This window comes from Paenibacillus sp. J22P59, from assembly GCF_059383895.1.
On record NZ_JBXENX010000003.1, the window covers coordinates 386137 to 405775 of the forward strand.

Genomic DNA, 19639 nt, shown 5'->3' on the forward strand with positions numbered 1-19639 from the left:
AACATGCGTATTCTATTCATGGGGACGCCGGAGTTCGCCGTTCCCTCTCTGCGTCTGCTATTAGAGCAGGGTTATGAAGTAATTGCCGTTGTCACTCAGCCTGATCGTCCCAAAGGAAGAAAGCGGACGCTGACGCCGCCTCCAGTAAAGGAGGCAGCTCTTTCATTTGGCTTGCCAGTGCTGCAGCCTGAGCGGATGCGCAGTGCAGAAGCCGTTGAAGCCCTCGCAGAGCTGAAGCCGGATTTAATCGTGACGGCTGCCTACGGGCAAATATTGCCTAAGGCTGTTCTGGAGCTGCCAGCTCTTGGCTGTATTAATGTACACGGATCACTGCTGCCGCAATATCGTGGAGGTGCGCCTATTCAACGTGCGATTATTAATGGTGAGACTGTGACTGGCGTTACAATCATGTACATGGCAGAAGGCCTGGATACTGGTGATATGATCAGCCGGGTGGAAGTGCCGATTACACATGAAGATACATCAGGCACCTTGTTCGAGAAGCTGAGCGCGGCAGGAGCCGAGCTGCTGGGAAGAACGCTTCCGGCTATTATCGCTGGGGAAGCAAAGGCCGTGCCTCAACAGCATGAGCTGGCAACCTATGCCCCTAACTTGTCCCGCGAGGATGAGCGGATTGACTGGACTCGTTCAGCGGTGCAAATCTATAATCAGGTGCGCGGCCTGTCACCTATGGCTGGAGCCTTCACCTATCTGAATGGCGAGGTGCTTAAAGTTTGGACATGCAAGGCAATAGGCACGGACACTCGTACAGATGGTAGTACAGTCCATGGAACGGTAGTAAAAGCTGATAATGAAGGCATTGCCGTACAGACAGGCGCTGGTACATTAATGCTGTTAGATATTCAGCCTGCGGGAAAAAGGGTTATGTCTGTTGCTGATTGGCTCAAAGGCACCCGATTAGCCCAAGGTACTGTGTTAGGCGGGGAAGCGCTATGAGCGGGAAAGCAATGAATTCGGGCAATAGCCCGCGCAAAAACTCAGGCGGCAAGCAACAGCCGCGCAAGAGCAACAATGGCGGCGGAGCGAGGACAAGCCATGCTCCGCGCACTCCTCGCGAGCTTGCTTTGGATATTTTAATCAAGGTAGCAGAGACTGGAGCATACAGCAATTTGCAGCTCAACCGCGTATTGCAGGATGCGGGTCTGCAGCGTGCGGACGCAGGGCTTGTGACTGAATTAGTCTATGGCACGATTCAAAGACAGCTTACACTTGACCATTGGCTGGGCAAATTCGCAGCCAAAGGCTTGCGCAAGCTGGAGCCATGGGTTCATCAGCTGCTGCGGATGAGCGCTTATCAGCTATTATATTTAGATCGGATTCCGGCCCATGCCGCGGTGAATGAGGCGGTAACGATTGCCAAACGACGAGGCCATCAAGGTATATCAGGGATGGTCAATGGCATTCTTCGCAGCATCGACCGGAATCGGGCTGATCTGAACATTGAAGCGATTCAGGACAAAAATTCCGCAGTAAGGATATCGCTTAGGCATTCTTATCCCGAGTGGCTTGTTGAGCGCTGGATACGAGAGTACGGTGAGCAAACGGCTGAACAGATATGCGCAGCAGGCAATGAAGCCCCTCATGCAAGCGTGAGAGTGAACGCATTGCGTGAAGGACGGGCGGAGGCTCTGGAGCAGCTGGCCGAGCTTGGCTATGATGCGGAGTCCTCTAAGGTTGCTCCTTCAGGAATTGCAGTTATCCGCGGAGGCAATCTAGCCGATACGGATGGCTTCCGGGATGGGCGCTGGACGGTCCAGGATGAGAGCTCAATGCTTGTAGCGGAGGTGCTTGCGCCGAAGCCTGACATGCAAGTGCTTGATTGCTGTGCGGCACCAGGAGGGAAAACAACCCATTTGGCTGAGCTCATGCATGGCAGAGGAAAAGTGTGGGCCAATGATGTTCATCCGCACAAACGCCAATTAATCGAAGCCCAAGCGGAGCGTCTGGGCCTGAGCAATATTGAGACGATGACCGAGGATGCAGGCAAGCTGCCAGGTCGATTCGCGGAGGCGTCAATGGATGCTGTATTGCTTGATGCTCCTTGCTCAGGATTCGGTGTTATTAAGCGGAAGCCAGAGATCAAATGGACAAAGACGGCCGGCGATGTCATTGAAATAGCGGGAATACAGCGCAGGCTTCTGCATGCTGTATCGCAGCTTGTGAAGCCAGGCGGTGTACTCGTATATAGTACCTGCACAATAGAGCGAGCAGAGAATGAGGATCAGATTGCTGCCTTTTTGACAGAGCATCCAGAATTCCAACTCGATGCAGACTGGCCGGAGCCTATACTAGAGTCACTCCGCAGAGTAGGTGCGATTGATAGCTCATTCACCGGATCAGCGCAGCTGCTTCCGCAGCATTTTGACAGTGACGGCTTTTTCATCGCACGCCTTCGCAAGCGCACCTAAGCCCATAGGTGGCTGTGCATAAGCGTTTGTGTTAAAATAAATCATTAGCCGCGGTGCTTTTCTAATAGTGCCGCGTTACTTCAGAGTCAGGTGTGATAAAACATGAAACCGATAATTTATGACTATACGCTAGAACAGCTTCAGAATTGGATGACAGAAAACGAAGAGCCTGCTTTTCGCGGGGACCAAGTATTTGATTGGTTGTATGTGAAAAGAGTGCAGAGCTTCGAGGCGATGTCGAATCTATCCAAGGCGATGCGCCAGAAGCTGGAGGATAACTTCCAATTTGTTACCCTCACTGAGATAACGAAATTCGAATCGAAGGACGGAACAGTGAAGTTCCTGTTCGGCCTGCATGACAATCATGCTATCGAGACCGTAATTATGCGCCATGATTATGGCAACAGCGTATGTGTAACCACACAGGTGGGCTGCCGCATTGGCTGTACGTTTTGTGCCTCCACACTAGGCGGGCTTAAGCGGAATTTGACAGCAGGCGAGATCGTGGCTCAAGTTGTAACGGCTCAGCAAATGCTGGATGCAACGAATGAGCGAGTATCGAGTATCGTTATTATGGGTTCAGGCGAGCCGTTCGAGAATTATGAAGCAACAATGGCTTTCCTGCGTATTATGATCCATGAAAAAGGACTTAATATCGGTCAACGGCATATAACAGTATCAACTAGCGGTATCGTTCCAAGCATGTACAAGTTTACCGAAGAGAACACGCAGATTAATCTCGCGATTTCGATTCATGCTCCGAATGACACGCTTAGATCCAAGCTGATGCCGGTCAACCGTCGTTTCCCATTCGAGGATGTTATTGAAGCTTGCCGCAACCATATTGCGAAGACAGGCCGCCGCATTACGTTCGAGTATGCCTTGATTGGCGGAGTGAATGACCGCCCAGAGCATGCGCAGGAGCTGGCTGATGTGCTGAAAGGCATGCTCTGTCATGTCAATCTCATACCTGTTAACCATGTGCCAGAGCGCAAGTATGTACGTACACCGCGTGAAGATATATTCGAATTCCAGCGTATTCTGGAGCGTAATAAAATCAACGCGACGATTCGCAGAGAGCAAGGACATGATATTGCGGCTGCATGCGGCCAATTAAGAGCGAAACATATGGAGTCCACGACGAGGTGATGACGGTTGATTACGGCAAGCCGAAGTGATATAGGACGAATTCGTCAAATTAACGAAGACCGTGCATGGATTGGACAATTGGATAATGGCATTACACTGTCCATCGTAGCAGATGGGATGGGTGGTCATCAGGCCGGTGACGTAGCTAGCCAATTGGCGGTCAATACGTTCCGTGAAATGCTGGAGGGGGCCGCTGCCAAAGCGGATTTGTCGATTGAGGAAGGGAAGATGCTTGTTCGCCAAGCGCTTACTGGAGCGAATGACGTTGTGTATGACATGGCATCACGTAATGAGCAATATTACAACATGGGGACAACGATCGTCGCGGCCCTGGTCATTAAGCAGCAAATGGTTATTGGACATATTGGAGACAGCCGTGTCTATCACATTACAACAAACGAAATGGTCCAATTGACGGAGGATCATACGCTTGTAAATGAATTGGTTAAGAGCGGCCAAGTCAGCCCGGAGGATGCCCTGCATCACCCTCGTCGCAATGTGATTACGCGGGCTGTAGGAACGGATGCACAGGTTGAGGTTGATATTATTACAGGTATTTTGTCTGATGGCGATGTATTGCTGCTATGCAGCGATGGATTGACCAATATGGTAAGCGATGAGCAGCTTCTTCAGACGATTCGAGAGGATGGACTGGAGCTTGCTGCAAAAGCGGAACGCCTCATTCAAATGGCGCTTCATGCCGGAGGAGATGACAACATTACCGTCATCTTGCTCCAGCAAGGGGATAGCGCGACCTTGGGGGGTGACAACGAATGATTGGACATGATTTAGGCGGACGTTATGAGATATTGACTCGCATTGGCGGCGGCGGTATGGCACTCGTGTATAAGGCAAATGATATTCTGCTGAACCGTAATGTAGCGGTTAAGGTTCTGAGGCAGCAATTCGTCCATGACGAGGAGTTCATTCGCCGTTTTCGCCGCGAAGCGCAATCAGCTGCTTCTTTATCGCATCCAAACGTCGTCAGCGTCTATGACGTAGGTCAAGAGGACGATACACATTATATCGTTATGGAATATATTGAAGGCAACAATCTGAACGAAATCATTCAAGAGCGGGCACCGCTGCAAGCGAACGAAGCGGTGCGGATTGCTATGCAAATATGCGACGCGCTCGATCACGCACATCAGAATCATATTATTCATCGTGATATTAAGCCTCATAATATATTGATCGGCAAGAATGGAAGAGTGAAGGTAACGGACTTCGGTATTGCAAGAGCGGTAACCTCATCGACGATTACCCAGACAGGCTCTGTGCTCGGCTCCGTTCATTATTTCTCCCCCGAGCATGCCAAGGGTGTTAGTACAGGAGAGAAATCTGACTTGTATTCGCTCGGCATTGTTCTCTATCAAATGTTGACGGGCAAGCTGCCGTTTTTAGGTGAAAGCCCGATTAGTGTAGCCTTGAAGCATTTGCAGGAGGAGTTCGAGGAACCGAGAATTGTGAACCCGCATATTCCTCAAAGCGTAGAGAATGTTATTTTGCGTGCGATGAGAAAAAATCCATCTGAGCGTTATCATTCTGCTCATGAGATGCTTCTGGATCTCGATACTTGCTTGAAGCCAGGCAGATTGAATGAGCCTAAGGCATCCTTTGTTAGCGATAGCGATATGGATGAGACGAGAGTTATGCCGGCTTTGCGGGGAGAATTGCGAGCGGCGCATCAGCCTCCTCCGATTGGAGAGGAGCTGTATCAAGGTACGCCAGTGCAAACGGACAGGCAGCGCAAAGAAGATGCTCAATCAGCAAAGTCTAAAGGCTGGAAGCGTACAGCTAGCATTGTAGGCGGAACCTTAATTGCACTTGGGCTGCTTATATGGGGCTTTATCTATTTACTAGACAGACTGGACACTCCTGAAGTGGATGTTCCCTATGTAGTTGGCATGCAATTGACTGACGCTAGAGCAGAGCTTCAGAAAGTCGGCTTGAAAATAGAGGAGCCGGTCGTGCGTGAGTTTGTCGAGGATGTGCCTAAGGATGAGGTATACGACCAGACGAAGATTAATTTGCGAGTCAAGCAAGGCTCTTCTATTAAGCTCTATGTAAGTGAAGGTCCTTTATTGGAGAAGATGTCCGATTACAGGGGCAAGCAGCTTCAGACCGCCAAAAATGAACTGCGAGCGCTCGGCGTGGAGGATGGACAGATTCTTGCTCCGGAAGAAGTGTTCAGCGAGCAAGAGCCCGGCACAATTATTAGTCAAACGCCAGAGCCGCAAGCCCAGTTCGACCCGAAGACGGAACAATTTAAGTTCAGTGTAAGCAAAGGGCGCGAAATGTTCGAAATGCCTAGTCTAATAGGGTATACGGTCGCTGAGGCTAAGGATGTTATTAAATCGCATGATTTGATTCTTGAGGATGAAGATATTTTGTATGAGCCGAGCTATTCTCAGAAAAAAGGGCTCGTCATAGATCAGGATCATAATAAACCAAAAGATCTTGTAGCTAAGGGCACTAAGATATCGATTCGTGTAAGCTCCGGACCGCCTGAGGATGCGAGAGAGTATCAATTCAATGTGACGATTTCTCCAGCAGAAGCGGGCAAGACGAGTGAGATTCGTATCGTCTACTCGGATGCACGGACAGAGAATACAGAGCTGTATAGGAAAAAAATCCATGATGAGCAGACGTTTCCGGTTAAGCTGGTGCTGGGGCCGGATACGGAAGCAGTCGTAACGGTATTCCGTAATGGACAATTTGTAAGCAAGAAGACGGTTACCTATGAAGAAGCAGCCCAAGGGTCAGGCTCATCCACGGTTACAGTGCCGGGCAATGAAGCAACAACGCCTCCTTCGGAGGAGCCCGTTGAACAACTGGAGGCTGAGGATAGCGATGAGCAGGGAGAACCACAAGATGAACAGCAGTAATTTGTTGAATGGTCGAATTGTAAAGGCGCTAAGCGGTTATTATTATGTACTGCCTGAGGATGCGGATTCTCCACTAGCAACCGTGCAGTGTCGAGGGCGAGGCATCTTTAAGAAAAAAGGGATTAATCCGCTCGTTGGTGACGATGTTATCTACAGTCTGACGGAGAATGGCGAGGGGACGGTGGAGCAGGTCCTGCCCCGTTCCTCTGAATTAATCCGTCCTCCTGTTGCCAATGTAGATCTCGCTATACTCGTATTTTCGGTTACCGAGCCAGCTTTGAACCTGCAGCTTCTTGATAAGTTTTTGGTTCATATCGAGCATGCGGGCATAGAGCCGTTGCTCTGTCTAAGCAAGCAGGATCTTGGTGAGGATGGCCCAGAGACCGAGAAGGCATTGGAAGCTGTTGAAGCGGTCAATCGAATTTATTCGGCTATTGGGTATGAAGTGTACGGGACGAGCTCTCGCCGAGGGGAAGGCATCACTGCCCTTCATGAGCGTCTGAAGGGACATCTCGCTGTATTCGCTGGTCAATCGGGAGTAGGCAAGTCCTCTTTGCTCAATGCGATTGTACCCGGCCTTAGTCTGGAGACGAATGCGATCAGCAATCGGCTTGGAAGGGGCAAGCATACAACCCGCCATGTTGAGCTGATTGAGATTGGCGGAGGTTATGTGGCGGATACGCCTGGCTTCAGCCAATTGGACTTTGTGGAGCTTGGCATTGAAGATCTTGGCTATTGCTTCAAGGAAATGAGAGAGCTGTCGCCATCCTGTAAATTCCGAGAATGTACGCATGCGCATGAACCGGGCTGTGCAGTGCTGGCAGCAGTTGAGAGTGGTGCGGTTGCAGCAAGCCGTCATCAGAATTATCTTCTGTTCCTTGCTGAAATGAAAGAAAAAAAACGGAGGTACTAACATCCTATGACAATCATTGCACCTTCAATTCTGTCGGCTGACTTCGCCCGACTTGGACAAGAAATTATGGAAATAGAACGGGCTGGCGCGGACTGGATTCATATCGACGTTATGGACGGTCACTTCGTTCCTAACCTGACGTTCGGACCGCCAGTTATTGCAGCGGTGCGTCCGGCAACCAAGCTGCCGTTCGACGTGCATCTCATGATCGAGCAGCCGGAGCTGTCCATTGCTGCTTATGCAGCAGCGGGGGCAGATCGAATTACCGTTCATGCAGAGGCTTGTGTACATTTGCACCGTACGGTGCATCAGATTAAGGAGCTGGGCTTAGCGGCAGGTGTCGCTATTAATCCGGGGACTCCAGTTGCAGCGCTCGAGCCTGTTCTTGGAGATTTGGATCTGGTTCTGATTATGACGGTCAATCCCGGCTTTGGGGGCCAGAGCTTCATCAGCCATTCCTTGAATAAGCTTCGTGAGCTTCGTGCACTGCTGGCGGAGCGGGGGCTGGAGCAGGTTCAGGTACAAGTAGATGGCGGCATTAACAAGGAGACGGCGAAGCTGGTCGTAGATGCTGGAGCAAATGTGCTAGTAGCAGGCAACGCCATATTTAAAGAAAGCGACCGTGCGGCAGCTATTGCTGCGCTTCGATAGGGGGACAGCAATGCAAGAGGAGTTCGATCGTGAAGACAGCAGCCTGAAGAAGTCCATGTGGATCGCACTATATTCTTTGGCTGTAGGGGCTCTGCTCTGTGGGTTCGCTTTGACCCCTTCGATGATTAAATATGCTTTTTCTTTGCTAGCTCTCTACCTGATCATACGTTTTTTCAAGAAATATGAAAGCTGGGCTCCTCGCATTATTCTAATACTTACTACGATTATCTTCTTCGTTGTCGTTGTGAGTATTACCCAGGTCATTATCTTTATTAATAATAACCCAGAAGCCCTAACAGGCTCCTAGCCTTATCCGGAATAGGACAACTTTTTGTCGCATAGGATGGTTACATGAACGAAGGTTCGTGTAGCCATTTTTTTGTGGGACAGCAAGGGGATAGCTCGCATGGTTAACTTCAAAGTGTTAAAGGGTATAGGCAATGGTTTGATGAGCGTGTCTGAGGAGGGATGGGCATGAAATTTTACACGATCAAGCTGCCGAAATTTTTGGGCGGGTTCGTAAAAGCAATTTTGAATACCTTCCAAAAAAACTAGACTGCAGCCGCTTTCGATTGATCGTGGTGCGCACGTAAAAAAAAAGCACCTGAGCGCTCAGGTGCTTTTTGTCTACCACGTCGGAAGCGATCCGATATGGATGTGTGTGCGTTAGAATTATACGCGAGTAACTTTGCCGGATTTCAGGGCACGAGCGCTGACATAAACGCGTTTCGGTTTGCCGTCTACCATGATGCGAACCTTCTGCACGTTGACACCCCAAGAACGACGGTTCTTATTGTTAGCGTGGGATACATGGTTGCCTGTTCCAGGCGCTTTGCCTGTAAGAAAACATTTGCGGGACATGAGTACACCTCCTTAAGGATTTACGCAGCAAAAGCCTGCTTCGTAAGCCTGCACATAAACATACTTGAATATCGTATCACAATTGTCCATTATCAGCAACTTAAATGTCGATTGCAACGTATAACCTTTATTATGATAAATATCATCGTTTTAACAGTCGCCCTTCTATAACGGTGCTGTTTATAGTACAATGATACTTAGTCCATAATACATAGAGTAAAGGAGTGTGTTTCCATGCCACTGCAGCTTAGCACTGAACTTGGTCAAATATACGTAACCGATGATTGTATTGCCGTTATCGCAGGCTCTGCAGCCATGGAATGTTATGGATTGGTCGGTATGGCTTCTCGCAAACAGCTAAAAGATGGTATCGCCGAGCTGCTCGGCAGAGAAAATATGTCCAGAGGTGTCGAGGTTCGCAGAGAAAATGAAAAAATTCATATCGATTTGTACATCATTGTAAGCTACGGGACAAAAATTTCCGAAGTGGCGCATAACATCCAATCAAAGGTGAAATATGTGCTTAACGACGTGATCGGTCTCCAAGTGGAGCAAGTCCATATATTTGTTAAAGATGTTAGGGTATTAATGTAGCAGGAAGGGGAATTTTCGTTGAGTAAGCGCTCCATTAACGGATCTGATTTTACCGCCATGGCACTGCTCGGTGCGGATTATTTACAACGTAACGTAGATCGGGTGAACGCACTGAATGTGTTTCCGGTGCCGGATGGAGACACCGGTACGAATATGAATCTCACAATCGTATCGGGGGTTAGAGAGCTGCGAAGCAAGCCTTCTGCTCATTTGGGCAAAGCTGCTGAAGCGCTGTCTAAGGGATTGCTGATGGGGGCCAGAGGCAACTCAGGAGTTATTCTCTCACAGTTGTTCCGGGGTTTCTCCAAATCTCTTGCAGCTCACGAAGAGGCCGGTACGGCTCAAGTGGCAGCAGCACTCCAGCAGGGTGTCGATATGGCCTACAAAGCCGTCGTGAAGCCGGTAGAGGGTACGATTCTTACAGTTGCCAAAGAGGCTGCCAAGCATGCAGTCTATTACGCGCGCAGAACGAATGACATTGTAGAACTGATGCGGGAGGTTCATGCGAAGGCGCATGAGGCACTCCAGCGGACACCAGATTTATTGCCTATATTGAAGCAGGTGGGCGTTGTTGACTCAGGTGGTCAGGGGCTTGTTCTTATTTATGAAGGCTTTGTTCAATCCTTGCTGGATAGTGGAACCATTCAAGAAACCTTCGATGCTTATCCTTCGGAGGCGGCAGCGCCTGAAGAGGTGGCTGTTGCTCAGCCCGTAGTAGATTATCGTACGCACATCAATTCGGGTGAATCTGCGCAATCCAGACTCTCTACAGATGCTATTGAATTTTTATATGATATGGAATTCTTTATTAATCGCAAAATAGGCGGAAAATCCGTGCCGTTTTTTGATGAATACGCTTTCAAGAAAGCACTGGAGAAAGACGGCGACTCTATTCTGGTCATTGCCGATGAAGATATCATCAAAGTGCATGTCCATTCCCGGAGGCCCGGAGATGTGCTGAATTTGGCGCTTCCATACGGCGAGCTGACGGATTTCCACATTCTCAATATGCGGGAGCAGCATCGTGACTTGCTGGAGATGGGGGCAGATGTCCCGATTGCCGAGTATACGTTGACAAGCGATATTTCGTCTGCGGAGCTATTAGCGGGATCAGGTGTCAATCTTACTCCTCCCGGACAAGTGCATGAATGGGCAGCTTTCGGAATTATTGCGGTAGCGCTTGGAGAAGGAATTACGAATATTTTTCTCAATAATGAAGTAGATATCGTATTGTCCGGAGGCCAGACGATGAATCCGAGTACGGAGGACTTCGTTAAAGCGATCGAGTCGCTGCCAGCTGAACATATTTATCTTTTGCCCAATAACGGCAACATTATATTAGCTGCCGAGCAGGCGGCTGAGCTTAGCGGTCGTCAAGTGACCGTGATCCCTACGAAGACTATTCCACAAGGATTAGCGGCGATTCTCGCTTTTAAGGAAGAGGAATCCGCGGAGCGCAACGGCGCTTGGATGAAAAATGCAGCTGAGCAGGTGCTGTCAGGACAAGTTACGAAGGCTGTTCGAGATACCTCTATTGATGGCGTAGATATTCGCGAAGGCGATTATATCGGCATTAAAGACAAAGCGATTGTCGTGGCACAGCCAGATCTGCAGCAAGCTTGCCGTCAGCTTATTGCCCTAATGATGGAAGCTGAAGGAGACCTGTTGACGGTGCTTACTGGCGAAGATGCACAAGAAGCAGAAACATCCGCATTATGTGAATGGATTGAGCAAGCGTACCCGAATGTGGAGCTTGAGGTACAGCAAGGCGGTCAGCCGCTGTATCCGTATTTATTCGCAGTGGAGTAGGAACTGAAACGGTTTAAGTTAGTGGGAGGGATCACATAATGGGGAACATACGAATTGTCACCGATAGTACGGCAGATATTCCTTTGGAGGTCAGAGAGGAACTTGGCATTGAGATGGTTCCGCTGAAGGTGCTGTTCGGGGAAGAGACGTACCTGGACGCCGTTACTATTGATTCTGAGCAGTTCTACAATAAGCTTGCAGCTGCATCTGTGATGCCAACAACATCGCAGCCATCACCTGTAGAGTTCCAGACGGTCTACGAGCGTATTATGCAAGAGGAGCCGGACGCATCCATTCTTTCTATTCATTTGTCAGCGGCGCTGAGCGGAACCTATCAAGCTGCGACTATTGGCAGTTCCATGTTGGACAAAGAGGCGGATATTGCAATTGTCGATACGAAGTCTGCAAGCTATGGAATTGGCATGCGTGTTGTGGCAGCCGCGAGAATGGTTCGCGAAGGCCGTTCAATGGAACAAATCCTGACTGAGCTGGATCGGATGGAACGTGAGATGCGGCTTTACTTTTTGGTGGACACGCTTGAGTTTTTGCAAAAAGGCGGTCGGATTGGCAAAGCCTCTGCGTTAATTGGCTCGATTCTTAATATTAAGCCGATTCTATCTCTTACTGCAGACGGCATTGTTCATTCGGTAGATAAAGTACGCGGCACTAAGAAAGCGATGCAGCGTATTCTAGAACTGCTTGAGCAAGAATTCGGGAGTGATCCTGTAGATGTTGCGTTGGCATGGACAACTAGCAATGAAACAGCTATGGAGCTGTGCGAGCTGGTGAAAAGCCGATTCAATGTACAATCTATGGCATTCACGACGATTGGTGCGGTTATAGGGACTCATGTAGGCCCTGGTACCTGCGGCGTGTTCATGCTTAGAGCGTGAGGTAGATGATGATGACGCTGGATCAATATACTGTCCGGCAAATTAAAGGCGTGAGCGCTCCTAAGGAAGAAGAGCTTCACGCCTTTGGCGTTCGTACCGTCGCCGATTTGCTGGATTATTTTCCTTATCGCTATGAAGATTACCGTATACGTGAGCTTGCTGATGTCAAGGACGGAGACAAGGCAACGGTACAGGGAACCATTCGCGGCATGCCTGTGCTGCAGCGTTACGGCAAGAACAAATCACGGCTGACGTGTAAAGTGGAGGTTGAGCATATGCTGGTGACAGCGGTATGGTTCAATCGCCAATTTTTGCAGAGTCAGCTCGTTCCTGGCAGGGAAATCATTCTTACAGGCAAGTGGGAGCAGCATAGGCTGCAATTGACCGTGTCAGAATCTGAATTTGCTGACAAGTCGGGTACGGTGAAGTCAGGCACACTTCAGCCCGTGTATTCTGTAGGCGGAGGAATTACACAGCCATGGATGCGCAAAACGATTCGGCAAGCACTTGTGCAGTTCGGCATGATGATTGAAGAAGTATTGCCGCAGGAGCTCGTTGAGAAGCATCGACTTATGCCTCGCCGCGATGCGGTACAGCGAATTCATGAGCCGGACGATATGCGTGAAGGGCAGGAAGCACGGAGGCGTATGGTCTATGAGGAGCTGTTCTTGTTTCAATTGAAGCTCCAAGCCTATCGGGCATTGAACAGGAAGAGGGGGGATGGCATCTCGCATCAGGTGAATGGGGAGACGATTCGCCAATTTGCTGCAACGCTGCCCTTTGAGCTCACAGATGGTCAGAAGAAGGTCGTCAACGAAATGATGCTGGACATGCGTCAGCCGGCGGCAATGAATCGTTTGTTGCAGGGGGATGTTGGATCAGGCAAAACGGTCGTCGCAGTAATTGGCCTCTATTGTACAGTGAAGGCCGGTCATCAGGGGGCTTTGATGGTTCCAACAGAAATTCTTGCCGAGCAGCATCTTCGTTCCCTTCAGAAAATGTTCGCCGATACAGGTATTGAGGTTGGGCTATTAACAGGCAGCTTATCCGAGAGGAAACGACGTGATCTGCTGGCGGGGCTTCAAATGGGAATGATTGATATTGTGGTAGGCACGCATGCTTTGATCCAGGATGATGTATTCTTTCGAAGCTTAGGGCTCGTCGTGACGGATGAGCAGCATCGCTTCGGCGTCAATCAGCGCAGTGTGCTGCGGCGCAAAGGAATGAATCCGGATGTGTTGACTATGACGGCAACCCCTATTCCACGAACACTTGCCATTACAGCCTTCGGAGATATGGATGTATCGACGATTCGGGAGCGTCCGCATGGCCGCAAGCCGATCAAAACCTATTGGGTAAAGCATGATCTGATGGAACGGGTTCTCGGCTTCATTCGCAGGGAAGTCAATGAAGGCCGCCAGGTGTATATTATTTGTCCGCTGATCGAAGAATCAGAGAAAATAGATGTACAGAACGCGATTGATCTCTACGTTCAAATGCAGCAGGCCTTTCCTGATCTACGGGTTGGCTTGCTGCATGGGCGTCTATCCTCTTCTGAGAAAGACGAGGTTATGCATGATTTTGCTGCTAACGAGACGCATGTACTCGTCGCCACAACGGTCGTCGAGGTTGGTGTAGATGTGCCTAATGCTACACTTATGATTATTATGGATGCAGAGCGCTTCGGCCTGTCGCAGCTGCATCAGCTGCGGGGCCGGGTTGGACGGGGAGCGCATCAATCCTTCTGCATACTTGTAGCCGATCCGAAGTCAGAGACGGGTCGTGAACGGATGAAGGTAATGACCGAGACGAATGATGGCTTCGAGGTTTCCCGCCGCGACCTTGAACTGCGGGGCCCGGGCGATTTCTTCGGTACGAAGCAGAGCGGATTGCCGGAATTCCGGATTGCAGATATGGCGGCTGATTATGAGGTGCTGGAGATGGCCCGCGATGATGCGGCCGACTTGACTGCACGGGAAGATTTTTGGGATAATCCGTCGTTTGCCAGAGTGCGTAAGGTGCTTTTACAGGATCAAATTTTTCAAGGCGAGCAGCTTGACTAAGCAATATCTCCTTCTTACCGGCATATAGTTTAACGATGGGAATCGAGAGTGCCGGATGGAGGTGTCTTAGTCAATGAGTTACCAAAAATACGGCATTAAGCCGCAACTGGTAGAGCGTATTAAGGTGAAATTGAAAAATCCGGTCATTAAAGACCGGATCAGGCTGCTGCTAGGCAACGTAACGAAATATGATTTGCAGGACCGGGTGAAGGTGAAGAAGCTTGTGAAGTCGGCGACTGTTATTTTGCAGGAGCAGCTAACGGATACGCAGGAGGACCAGATTATTGCTTTTGTGCTCGGACAAAAAATAGACCCCAATAATACCTTTCATTTATTGAAATTATGGGGCATGTTTCGCTGACCTTCATCGGTCAGCCTTTTTTTTATCCGAAGGAGGAGAAGCTGGCATTACCATAGGCCAAGCTGCTCATCAGCTTCTGCTGCTGGCTCTATGCAGGCTGCTGTATCGTTGCGGACATTGCCGACAGCAGCTGCAACCGGATAGACCTCCAACTCGGCAGATGGGTAGGGCTGCAGCAGCCTGTTCAAGGCATGCGGGTCCTGTACCGTTCTGTCGAGCCAGAGCGATTCATCCTCCTTGTGGAGAATAACCGGCATCCGGTCATGAATCGGCGCCATAAGCTCGTTTGGCGAGGTTGTTAGAATGGCACAGCTATGAATGGTCGATCCGTCTGGTGCCTGCCATGCTTCATACAGGCCTGCCATACTGAATAGAGAACGATCCTTCTTGACGATCCGCATCGGCTGCTTGACTTGGCCTGCTGTCTTCCACTCATAGAAGCCATCGGCTGGAATGAGGCAGCGCTTGCGGCGCATCGGTAATTGGAAGGCAGGCTTAATTGAAGCTGTCTCGGACCGGGCGTTCAGCATCTTGTAGCCGATCTTCGGATCATCTGCCCATGGCGGGATAAGACCCCATTGCAGCTCTCCGAGTCGATTATGCTGCCCGTCATGAATGACAGTGAGTATTTGTTGGCCTGGCGCTACATTGTATCTTGGTTGATGGTAAGGAACCTTCGTTGCTTCCACCATGTAATGAACCATCAGTTCCTCAAGAGATACGGTAATGGTATATCTTCCGCACATGCAAAGCCCGCCTTTCCTACTTGTTCTCTTTTATTATGCATGAACAGGCTTGCTATGGGCAAATACTGGAGAGAACAGGCTTAGGCTAACAAGGGGGAAAGGCAAATGCACAGGAGGAATAAGCGGTGGCTAATGCGGTTATTCTGGCTGCCAAATGTTCTTTTGTCATATGGGGCAGGCAAGCTCGCGGGATGGTTGTCCTCTTATCGAATGGCAGCGAAGGGGATACCTCTGCGTCTGGATCCGCTTCGCTGCGAGGAGCTGATGACAGCATGGTCGAAGCTGAGCATGCAGCATTCAGGCGACTCGCTGGCGGAATCGCTGTCTGGGAGCAGCAAGGCTGTACCGATGGCTGCGATGCCACAGCTTTCTGCTAAATACGGCAAGCGCTATGCCATTGAAGCAGCGCTCCCGCTTGGAGAGACAGAGAAGGCACCGGGTGCTGGAGCTTTCAAGAAACGAACAGGCTATAGCGCTTTGCACAGCTCGGAGTGGAGCCGATCGGAGCGTGCTGTAATTGAATGCATTCATTTCGAGACAGCGTGCCTGAATCGGAACAATGTAACGCGAACTGCGGCCTATCAGGTGATATTCCATCGGCGGACAGAGCTGCATTGGGCGATGCTTGCCCATCTCGTATCCCGTAATGGCGGCTGGAATATGACCGATCTTCAAGGAGAATGGCTACCGCGTTTGCTGCCTTCGGCAGAGCGAGAGGCGGTATTCGAGTTTCTTGAGCGGGCCAATGCGCTTATTTTTCAGGATGCTTATCCACAGCTTCTGCTGTATGAATGGAGTTTGCGCGAGCAGCGTTCCTTATTTCATTTGCTTCCGGCCTTCGGCGTTTCCCGCTTTATGGGACCAGTATGGGAGCAATTCTGGAAGCGCAGAGACCCGGTGCCTCTTACGGTGGCTCTTATTGTGAACGAGCAGAATTATATTGAGCAGCGAATTGTGCAGAACAGCTATTACCGAGAGCGGGTACTTGATAAGCTGTTTTTCAGCATGCAAGCTTTATTGCAGCTTAATGCGGTTATTGTTCCTTACAACGGCATAGGCGACACTATGCGATTAGCCGGGCTGGTGCTGGAGAGCTTCGATAGCTTGCCAGAAAGAATTGAATTCGGCAAGCGGCTGTATGCGATGCTACTAGGTGTGCCACAGGTTTGGCAGGGGGCGCTTGCTTTCGCTAATAAAGTTCCGCATAGCGGCTCTCGATCGGATTATTCACCGCAGCTGTTCGATCGTGTGCGTTATGAGCCGCCGCAGATGCTGTATAAGGAACGGCTGCTTGGCGTTAGTGTACTGAAGGGCGCTTCCGCCGTGTATAGTCCAGAGCTTAGCGAGGCTTGGCCCGACCGCCCGATCGCTCCATCTGAGCCAGGGGACTGGTTCCGCAATATGGAGGACGTTGCTCCATACTTTCGCAAGCTGCCGCTTCCCAATTCCTTCGAGATGACGAATGAATACGGGCTGCTGCTGAACAAGATTGAGCTTGCTGTACTCGCTGCCCAGAAGCTGAAAGGCTACTAACCTACTCCTTATTTCTCTCCTGAAAATTCTTTCAGCAGCTGGGCTAGCCGTGACGTATACCTGGTCAACTGCAGGCTTATCTCAGATCGCATGACATCGCGGGTCATGCCGAATCGCTCCTCGTATCCCCGGCAATGATAACGATGATAGACAATCAGCTCGGATTGCTCCTCGAGCGTAATTCGGATATTTCTTTTTTTAAGCTCGCGCCTTAATTTGTACAGGTCCTTCACGATCTGCTCCAGAATCTTCTGACCGGCCAGAAGATATAGTCGTTTGAGAATGTTGGTTGAATATTCAACGTCAACTATGCTTTTCTGAACCATCGTTTCCATATACGGCAGTAAAATATAGTCACGTATCATTCTGCGTTCTTCGGTAGTAATAATCTTGCTCTCTTGGGGATGATGCTGCTCTTCGTACTGCTCAGCATGTTCGGTTAATAGCATTTTGGACTTCCAGCGTTCATTGCCATCAAGCTTGCTCATTTGTAGTGCCCTCCAATTTGTTCGGCTCTTTCCAGTGCTACGCCGGCGTTCATTAGCGAAGAGGCTCGTATAATGGCGTGGCTCCCGTACCGATTCTTGATTCCATCAATCACACGCTCTTTCTGATAAGCGAGGGAACGATCATCGAAAAGGGTGAGTTGAATAATGCTATCGTCCGTTAATTGGGACAAGGAAACACTCAGGTTACTGAGCGGCAGCCCATTCCAATGCTTGGTGAACAGCTTATGTGCAGCGTCGGCAACTTCATGGGTTAGGGAGGTCGGCTGTAGCAGCGTTGTCTGCCGGCTAAACCCCGATGAACGCTCGCCGTCTGTCTCCACGGCAGAGACCGAAACGACGGACCCCATATAATGATGTTTTCTAGTACGCTGACACACCTCCACGACCAGCTCAAGCAGGACGATCTCGATATCTTGAAGCCTGCGGTACAAATTCCAGCGCAGCGCTTTGCCATGACTGACTGATTTGAGCTGATGCCGTATGCCAGCCACAACAGGGCTCGGATCAATCCCCCGCGCAGTCTGCCAGTAATACCCGGCCTGTATATCACTTTGCTTGCCCATCTCACGCCGCATCCGCCGCTTAAACTCACCGAGATCCATGCGGGCAATATCGCCAATACAGAACAGTCCCATTCGAGTGAAATGGCGGGTCATAGCGGAAGCCACCATGAACATATGATGTACAGGAAGTGTCCATAGCGTTGACTCCAGCTTGTCAAAGGAAAGCTCAAATATGCCTTCCGGCATTTGCTTGGCATAGTTATCAGTCGCCATCTTGGCGAGAATCTTGGTAGGACCAATACCTACTCTCGTCCAGACGCCTGTGGATAGAAGAATATGGTTCTGAATCTTTGCAGCCATTTGCTGAGGAGATCCGAAATAAGTGAGTGAGCCTGTCACATCCAGAAACTGCTCATCAATGCTGTAAGGCTCGACTAGATCGGTATAAGATTCAAAGATTTGAGTAATTAAGAGCGACACTTGAATATAGGTATGCATTCTGGGCCGGATAACAACCAGCTCTGGGCATCTTGCGAGCGCCTCGCCGACTCGTGATGCTGTCGTCACACCGCGAGACTTCGCAATTGGGCATGCGGCAAGCACAATGCCATTTCGCCTTTCAGGGTCTCCCACAGCAACTGGTCTATCCCGATACTCGGGATGAGCCGCTTTCTCGACAGAAGCATAGAAGGATTGACAGTCAATGAGCATAATCACACGCTCCATGTTCCCACCTCGATGCGAAAGTATGTTCGTATTCATATTATATACCGAATGTATGTTCTCTATGCAAGAAATGAAGGGAGGTAATTTTAGACAGTGGTTGCGGGCAAGAGGAAGGAACGAGGCTTCTTAGGATTGGAGCTGCAGGGATGCAGATGCAGAGATGGGAAGAGGCGGGATATGAATTCAAGGGGGAATGTTTTTCATGAAGGGCAGAAGGGGATGAACGTTATTCGCAAGTAAGGTAGGAGAAGGGGGCTAATGCTGGGGTTCATTAAAGGGCTTGTTTATTTCATGAATATAGAAGGCTTTGTACGTGAGTTATTGATTTGGGCTGTCATCCGCCCCTTGCTTTCTTCGGTGTCAGACGCCAGTGGGAATCGGCGGGATTCAAGTGTAGCGTTTTGAACAAAGCTTCTAATCTTATGAATGTAGGAAAAAGCCTCCAACGAGGAAGCTGCATGTCTGAGAAGTATTTGATGGCAAAGATTAATAGAAGAGATTAGCAGTCCGAGCCATGCTGGTTCAGAGCTGCTTATTAGCTTTGACGTTTCAGCATGCATGCACATGGCTGCATAGCGGAATCTAACGGTATCGTAGCTTTCGAGCAGTGCCCATGCTGTACCCAGAAGCTCTGTCAACAACAATTGGCAATTATTATTAATTGAATGAAATGTTCTCATATGCGTATCTGTTACTGTCAGGAATTCGGTTATAACTTGGTGAAAGATCGCGATAGACTCCAGAATAATGGCATCTATTTCATTGCTTTGAATAACAAAGTTGTCTGAAATTATGGTGAGACGATCAAATACAAGCCTCTGTGACATGAGGCCGTATGCTAACGTCTTCACCATAGATTTCAAAGAAGAAGAAGCATCCTGGTCCATGGTGTTGCCGGTTGCACGGATGCGGAATAGCATCAGCCTGGACAAGGATAGCTCCTCTTTTGTTATCCAAATAACAATTGTAGACCATTCCGGGCTACCGGATGATTGGAGGTTCATATCGACT

20 protein-coding genes are annotated in these 19639 nt (G+C 49.7%); 15 read left to right on the top strand and 5 right to left on the bottom strand.

All coding sequences use genetic code 11. The features are described 5' to 3' along the window. Window positions 1-3 precede the first annotated feature (3 nt). The 9 genes from fmt (at window position 4) to spoVM (ending at window position 8585) form a co-directional block, all read left to right on the top strand. On the top strand, window positions 4-957 hold the full coding sequence (gene fmt / locus AC50YO_RS07115) for a methionyl-tRNA formyltransferase (protein WP_494845029.1): 954 nt from the start codon (window positions 4-6) through the stop codon (window positions 955-957). After that, window positions 954-2429, top strand: coding sequence for a 16S rRNA (cytosine(967)-C(5))-methyltransferase RsmB (rsmB, locus tag AC50YO_RS07120; protein WP_494845031.1), 1476 nt, complete (start codon window positions 954-956; stop codon window positions 2427-2429). Before fmt ends, rsmB begins: the two co-directional genes overlap by 4 nt. Window positions 2430-2531: 102 nt before the next feature. Further along, window positions 2532-3578 (top strand): dual-specificity RNA methyltransferase RlmN, encoded by a 1047-nt coding sequence (rlmN, locus tag AC50YO_RS07125; RefSeq protein WP_494845034.1) that lies wholly within the window; start codon window positions 2532-2534, stop codon window positions 3576-3578. Window positions 3579-3584: 6 nt separating this feature from the next. After that, window positions 3585-4355 (top strand): Stp1/IreP family PP2C-type Ser/Thr phosphatase, encoded by a 771-nt coding sequence (locus AC50YO_RS07130; RefSeq protein ID WP_494845037.1) that lies wholly within the window; start codon window positions 3585-3587, stop codon window positions 4353-4355. Beyond that, entirely contained in the window at window positions 4352-6466 is a 2115-nt protein-coding gene (pknB, locus tag AC50YO_RS07135) for a Stk1 family PASTA domain-containing Ser/Thr kinase (RefSeq protein ID WP_494845040.1), read from the top strand. The genes AC50YO_RS07130 and pknB overlap by 4 nt, the downstream gene beginning before the upstream one ends. A gap of 1 nt (window position 6467) precedes the next feature. Then, window positions 6468-7379, top strand: coding sequence for a ribosome small subunit-dependent GTPase A (rsgA, locus tag AC50YO_RS07140; RefSeq protein WP_494845316.1), 912 nt, complete (start codon window positions 6468-6470; stop codon window positions 7377-7379). A gap of 6 nt (window positions 7380-7385) precedes the next feature. Further along, on the top strand, window positions 7386-8030 hold the full coding sequence (rpe, locus tag AC50YO_RS07145; protein ID WP_494845042.1) for a ribulose-phosphate 3-epimerase: 645 nt from the start codon (window positions 7386-7388) through the stop codon (window positions 8028-8030). Between the two features lie 10 nt (window positions 8031-8040). Then, on the top strand, window positions 8041-8337 hold the full coding sequence (locus tag AC50YO_RS07150; protein ID WP_494845046.1) for a hypothetical protein: 297 nt from the start codon (window positions 8041-8043) through the stop codon (window positions 8335-8337). 167 nt (window positions 8338-8504) lie between these two features. After that, on the top strand, window positions 8505-8585 hold the full coding sequence (gene spoVM / locus AC50YO_RS07155) for a stage V sporulation protein SpoVM (RefSeq protein ID WP_010345573.1): 81 nt from the start codon (window positions 8505-8507) through the stop codon (window positions 8583-8585). Window positions 8586-8702: 117 nt separating this feature from the next. Here the strand turns inward: spoVM and rpmB are convergent, their stop codons facing one another. Beyond that, window positions 8703-8891, bottom strand: a complete 189-nt coding sequence (gene rpmB, locus AC50YO_RS07160) for a 50S ribosomal protein L28 (RefSeq protein WP_494845049.1) — start codon at window positions 8889-8891, stop codon at window positions 8703-8705. A gap of 234 nt (window positions 8892-9125) precedes the next feature. On the opposite strand from rpmB, the gene AC50YO_RS07165 reads away from it, so the two are divergent. The 5 genes from AC50YO_RS07165 (at window position 9126) to AC50YO_RS07185 (ending at window position 14611) form a co-directional block, all read left to right on the top strand. Continuing rightward, complete coding sequence (locus AC50YO_RS07165) at window positions 9126-9485, top strand: Asp23/Gls24 family envelope stress response protein (RefSeq protein ID WP_494845055.1); 360 nt, start codon at window positions 9126-9128, stop codon at window positions 9483-9485. A 57-nt stretch (window positions 9486-9542) separates the two neighbouring features. Next, a complete protein-coding gene (locus AC50YO_RS07170) occupies window positions 9543-11294 on the top strand; it encodes a DAK2 domain-containing protein (RefSeq protein WP_494845318.1) in 1752 nt (583 codons plus the stop codon). Window positions 11295-11332: 38 nt separating this feature from the next. Then, window positions 11333-12187: a DegV family protein gene (locus AC50YO_RS07175; protein ID WP_494845060.1), complete on the top strand. Its 855-nt coding sequence runs from the start codon at window positions 11333-11335 to the stop codon at window positions 12185-12187. 11 nt (window positions 12188-12198) lie between these two features. Then, the gene (gene recG / locus AC50YO_RS07180) at window positions 12199-14250 is read left to right on the top strand and encodes an ATP-dependent DNA helicase RecG (RefSeq protein WP_494845320.1); all 2052 of its coding nucleotides are present in this window, start codon (window positions 12199-12201) and stop codon (window positions 14248-14250) included. 73 nt (window positions 14251-14323) lie between these two features. Continuing rightward, window positions 14324-14611: a stage VI sporulation protein F gene (locus AC50YO_RS07185; RefSeq protein ID WP_494845066.1), complete on the top strand. Its 288-nt coding sequence runs from the start codon at window positions 14324-14326 to the stop codon at window positions 14609-14611. Between the two features lie 47 nt (window positions 14612-14658). On the opposite strand, the gene AC50YO_RS07190 is transcribed toward AC50YO_RS07185, so the two are convergent. Beyond that, the gene (locus AC50YO_RS07190) at window positions 14659-15357 is read right to left on the bottom strand and encodes an SOS response-associated peptidase (protein WP_494845070.1); all 699 of its coding nucleotides are present in this window, start codon (window positions 15355-15357) and stop codon (window positions 14659-14661) included. Window positions 15358-15462: 105 nt separating this feature from the next. Between AC50YO_RS07190 and AC50YO_RS07195 the strand changes: the two genes are divergently transcribed. Then, on the top strand, window positions 15463-16890 hold the full coding sequence (locus AC50YO_RS07195) for a DUF2515 domain-containing protein (RefSeq protein ID WP_494845073.1): 1428 nt from the start codon (window positions 15463-15465) through the stop codon (window positions 16888-16890). An 8-nt stretch (window positions 16891-16898) separates the two neighbouring features. On the opposite strand, the gene AC50YO_RS07200 is transcribed toward AC50YO_RS07195, so the two are convergent. From AC50YO_RS07200 to AC50YO_RS07210, 3 genes are all read right to left on the bottom strand, one after another. After that, the gene (locus AC50YO_RS07200) at window positions 16899-17378 is read right to left on the bottom strand and encodes a YhjD family protein (RefSeq protein ID WP_494845075.1); all 480 of its coding nucleotides are present in this window, start codon (window positions 17376-17378) and stop codon (window positions 16899-16901) included. Then, the gene (locus AC50YO_RS07205; protein ID WP_494845079.1) at window positions 17375-18628 is read right to left on the bottom strand and encodes a DNA polymerase IV; all 1254 of its coding nucleotides are present in this window, start codon (window positions 18626-18628) and stop codon (window positions 17375-17377) included. The genes AC50YO_RS07200 and AC50YO_RS07205 overlap by 4 nt, the downstream gene beginning before the upstream one ends. A 284-nt stretch (window positions 18629-18912) precedes the next feature. Next, window positions 18913-19632 carry a hypothetical protein gene (locus AC50YO_RS07210; RefSeq protein ID WP_494845082.1) on the bottom strand — a complete coding sequence of 240 codons (720 nt, stop codon included), beginning with the start codon at window positions 19630-19632 and terminating at the stop codon, window positions 18913-18915. Window positions 19633-19639: the final 7 nt, after the last annotated feature.

What these genes read in the sequence shown, in the direction of transcription:
- AC50YO_RS07210 (WP_494845082.1), bottom strand. Translation starts at nt 19,632, where the DNA reads ATGAACCTCCAATCATCCGGTAGCCCGGAATGGTCTACAATTGTTATT.
- AC50YO_RS07200 (WP_494845075.1), bottom strand. Translation starts at nt 17,378, where the DNA reads ATGAGCAAGCTTGATGGCAATGAACGCTGGAAGTCCAAAATGCTATTA.
- spoVM (WP_010345573.1), top strand. Translation starts at nt 8,505, where the DNA reads ATGAAATTTTACACGATCAAGCTGCCGAAATTTTTGGGCGGGTTCGTA.
- rsmB (WP_494845031.1), top strand. Translation starts at nt 954, where the DNA reads ATGAGCGGGAAAGCAATGAATTCGGGCAATAGCCCGCGCAAAAACTCA.
- AC50YO_RS07175 (WP_494845060.1), top strand. Translation starts at nt 11,333, where the DNA reads ATGGGGAACATACGAATTGTCACCGATAGTACGGCAGATATTCCTTTG.
- rlmN (WP_494845034.1), top strand. Translation starts at nt 2,532, where the DNA reads ATGAAACCGATAATTTATGACTATACGCTAGAACAGCTTCAGAATTGG.
- rpe (WP_494845042.1), top strand. Translation starts at nt 7,386, where the DNA reads ATGACAATCATTGCACCTTCAATTCTGTCGGCTGACTTCGCCCGACTT.
- AC50YO_RS07170 (WP_494845318.1), top strand. Translation starts at nt 9,543, where the DNA reads ATGGCACTGCTCGGTGCGGATTATTTACAACGTAACGTAGATCGGGTG.
- rpmB (WP_494845049.1), bottom strand. Translation starts at nt 8,891, where the DNA reads ATGTCCCGCAAATGTTTTCTTACAGGCAAAGCGCCTGGAACAGGCAAC.
- recG (WP_494845320.1), top strand. Translation starts at nt 12,199, where the DNA reads ATGACGCTGGATCAATATACTGTCCGGCAAATTAAAGGCGTGAGCGCT.
- pknB (WP_494845040.1), top strand. Translation starts at nt 4,352, where the DNA reads ATGATTGGACATGATTTAGGCGGACGTTATGAGATATTGACTCGCATT.
- AC50YO_RS07205 (WP_494845079.1), bottom strand. Translation starts at nt 18,628, where the DNA reads ATGGAGCGTGTGATTATGCTCATTGACTGTCAATCCTTCTATGCTTCT.
- AC50YO_RS07185 (WP_494845066.1), top strand. Translation starts at nt 14,324, where the DNA reads ATGAGTTACCAAAAATACGGCATTAAGCCGCAACTGGTAGAGCGTATT.
- AC50YO_RS07150 (WP_494845046.1), top strand. Translation starts at nt 8,041, where the DNA reads ATGCAAGAGGAGTTCGATCGTGAAGACAGCAGCCTGAAGAAGTCCATG.
- AC50YO_RS07190 (WP_494845070.1), bottom strand. Translation starts at nt 15,357, where the DNA reads ATGTGCGGAAGATATACCATTACCGTATCTCTTGAGGAACTGATGGTT.
- AC50YO_RS07195 (WP_494845073.1), top strand. Translation starts at nt 15,463, where the DNA reads ATGCACAGGAGGAATAAGCGGTGGCTAATGCGGTTATTCTGGCTGCCA.
- AC50YO_RS07165 (WP_494845055.1), top strand. Translation starts at nt 9,126, where the DNA reads ATGCCACTGCAGCTTAGCACTGAACTTGGTCAAATATACGTAACCGAT.
- fmt (WP_494845029.1), top strand. Translation starts at nt 4, where the DNA reads ATGCGTATTCTATTCATGGGGACGCCGGAGTTCGCCGTTCCCTCTCTG.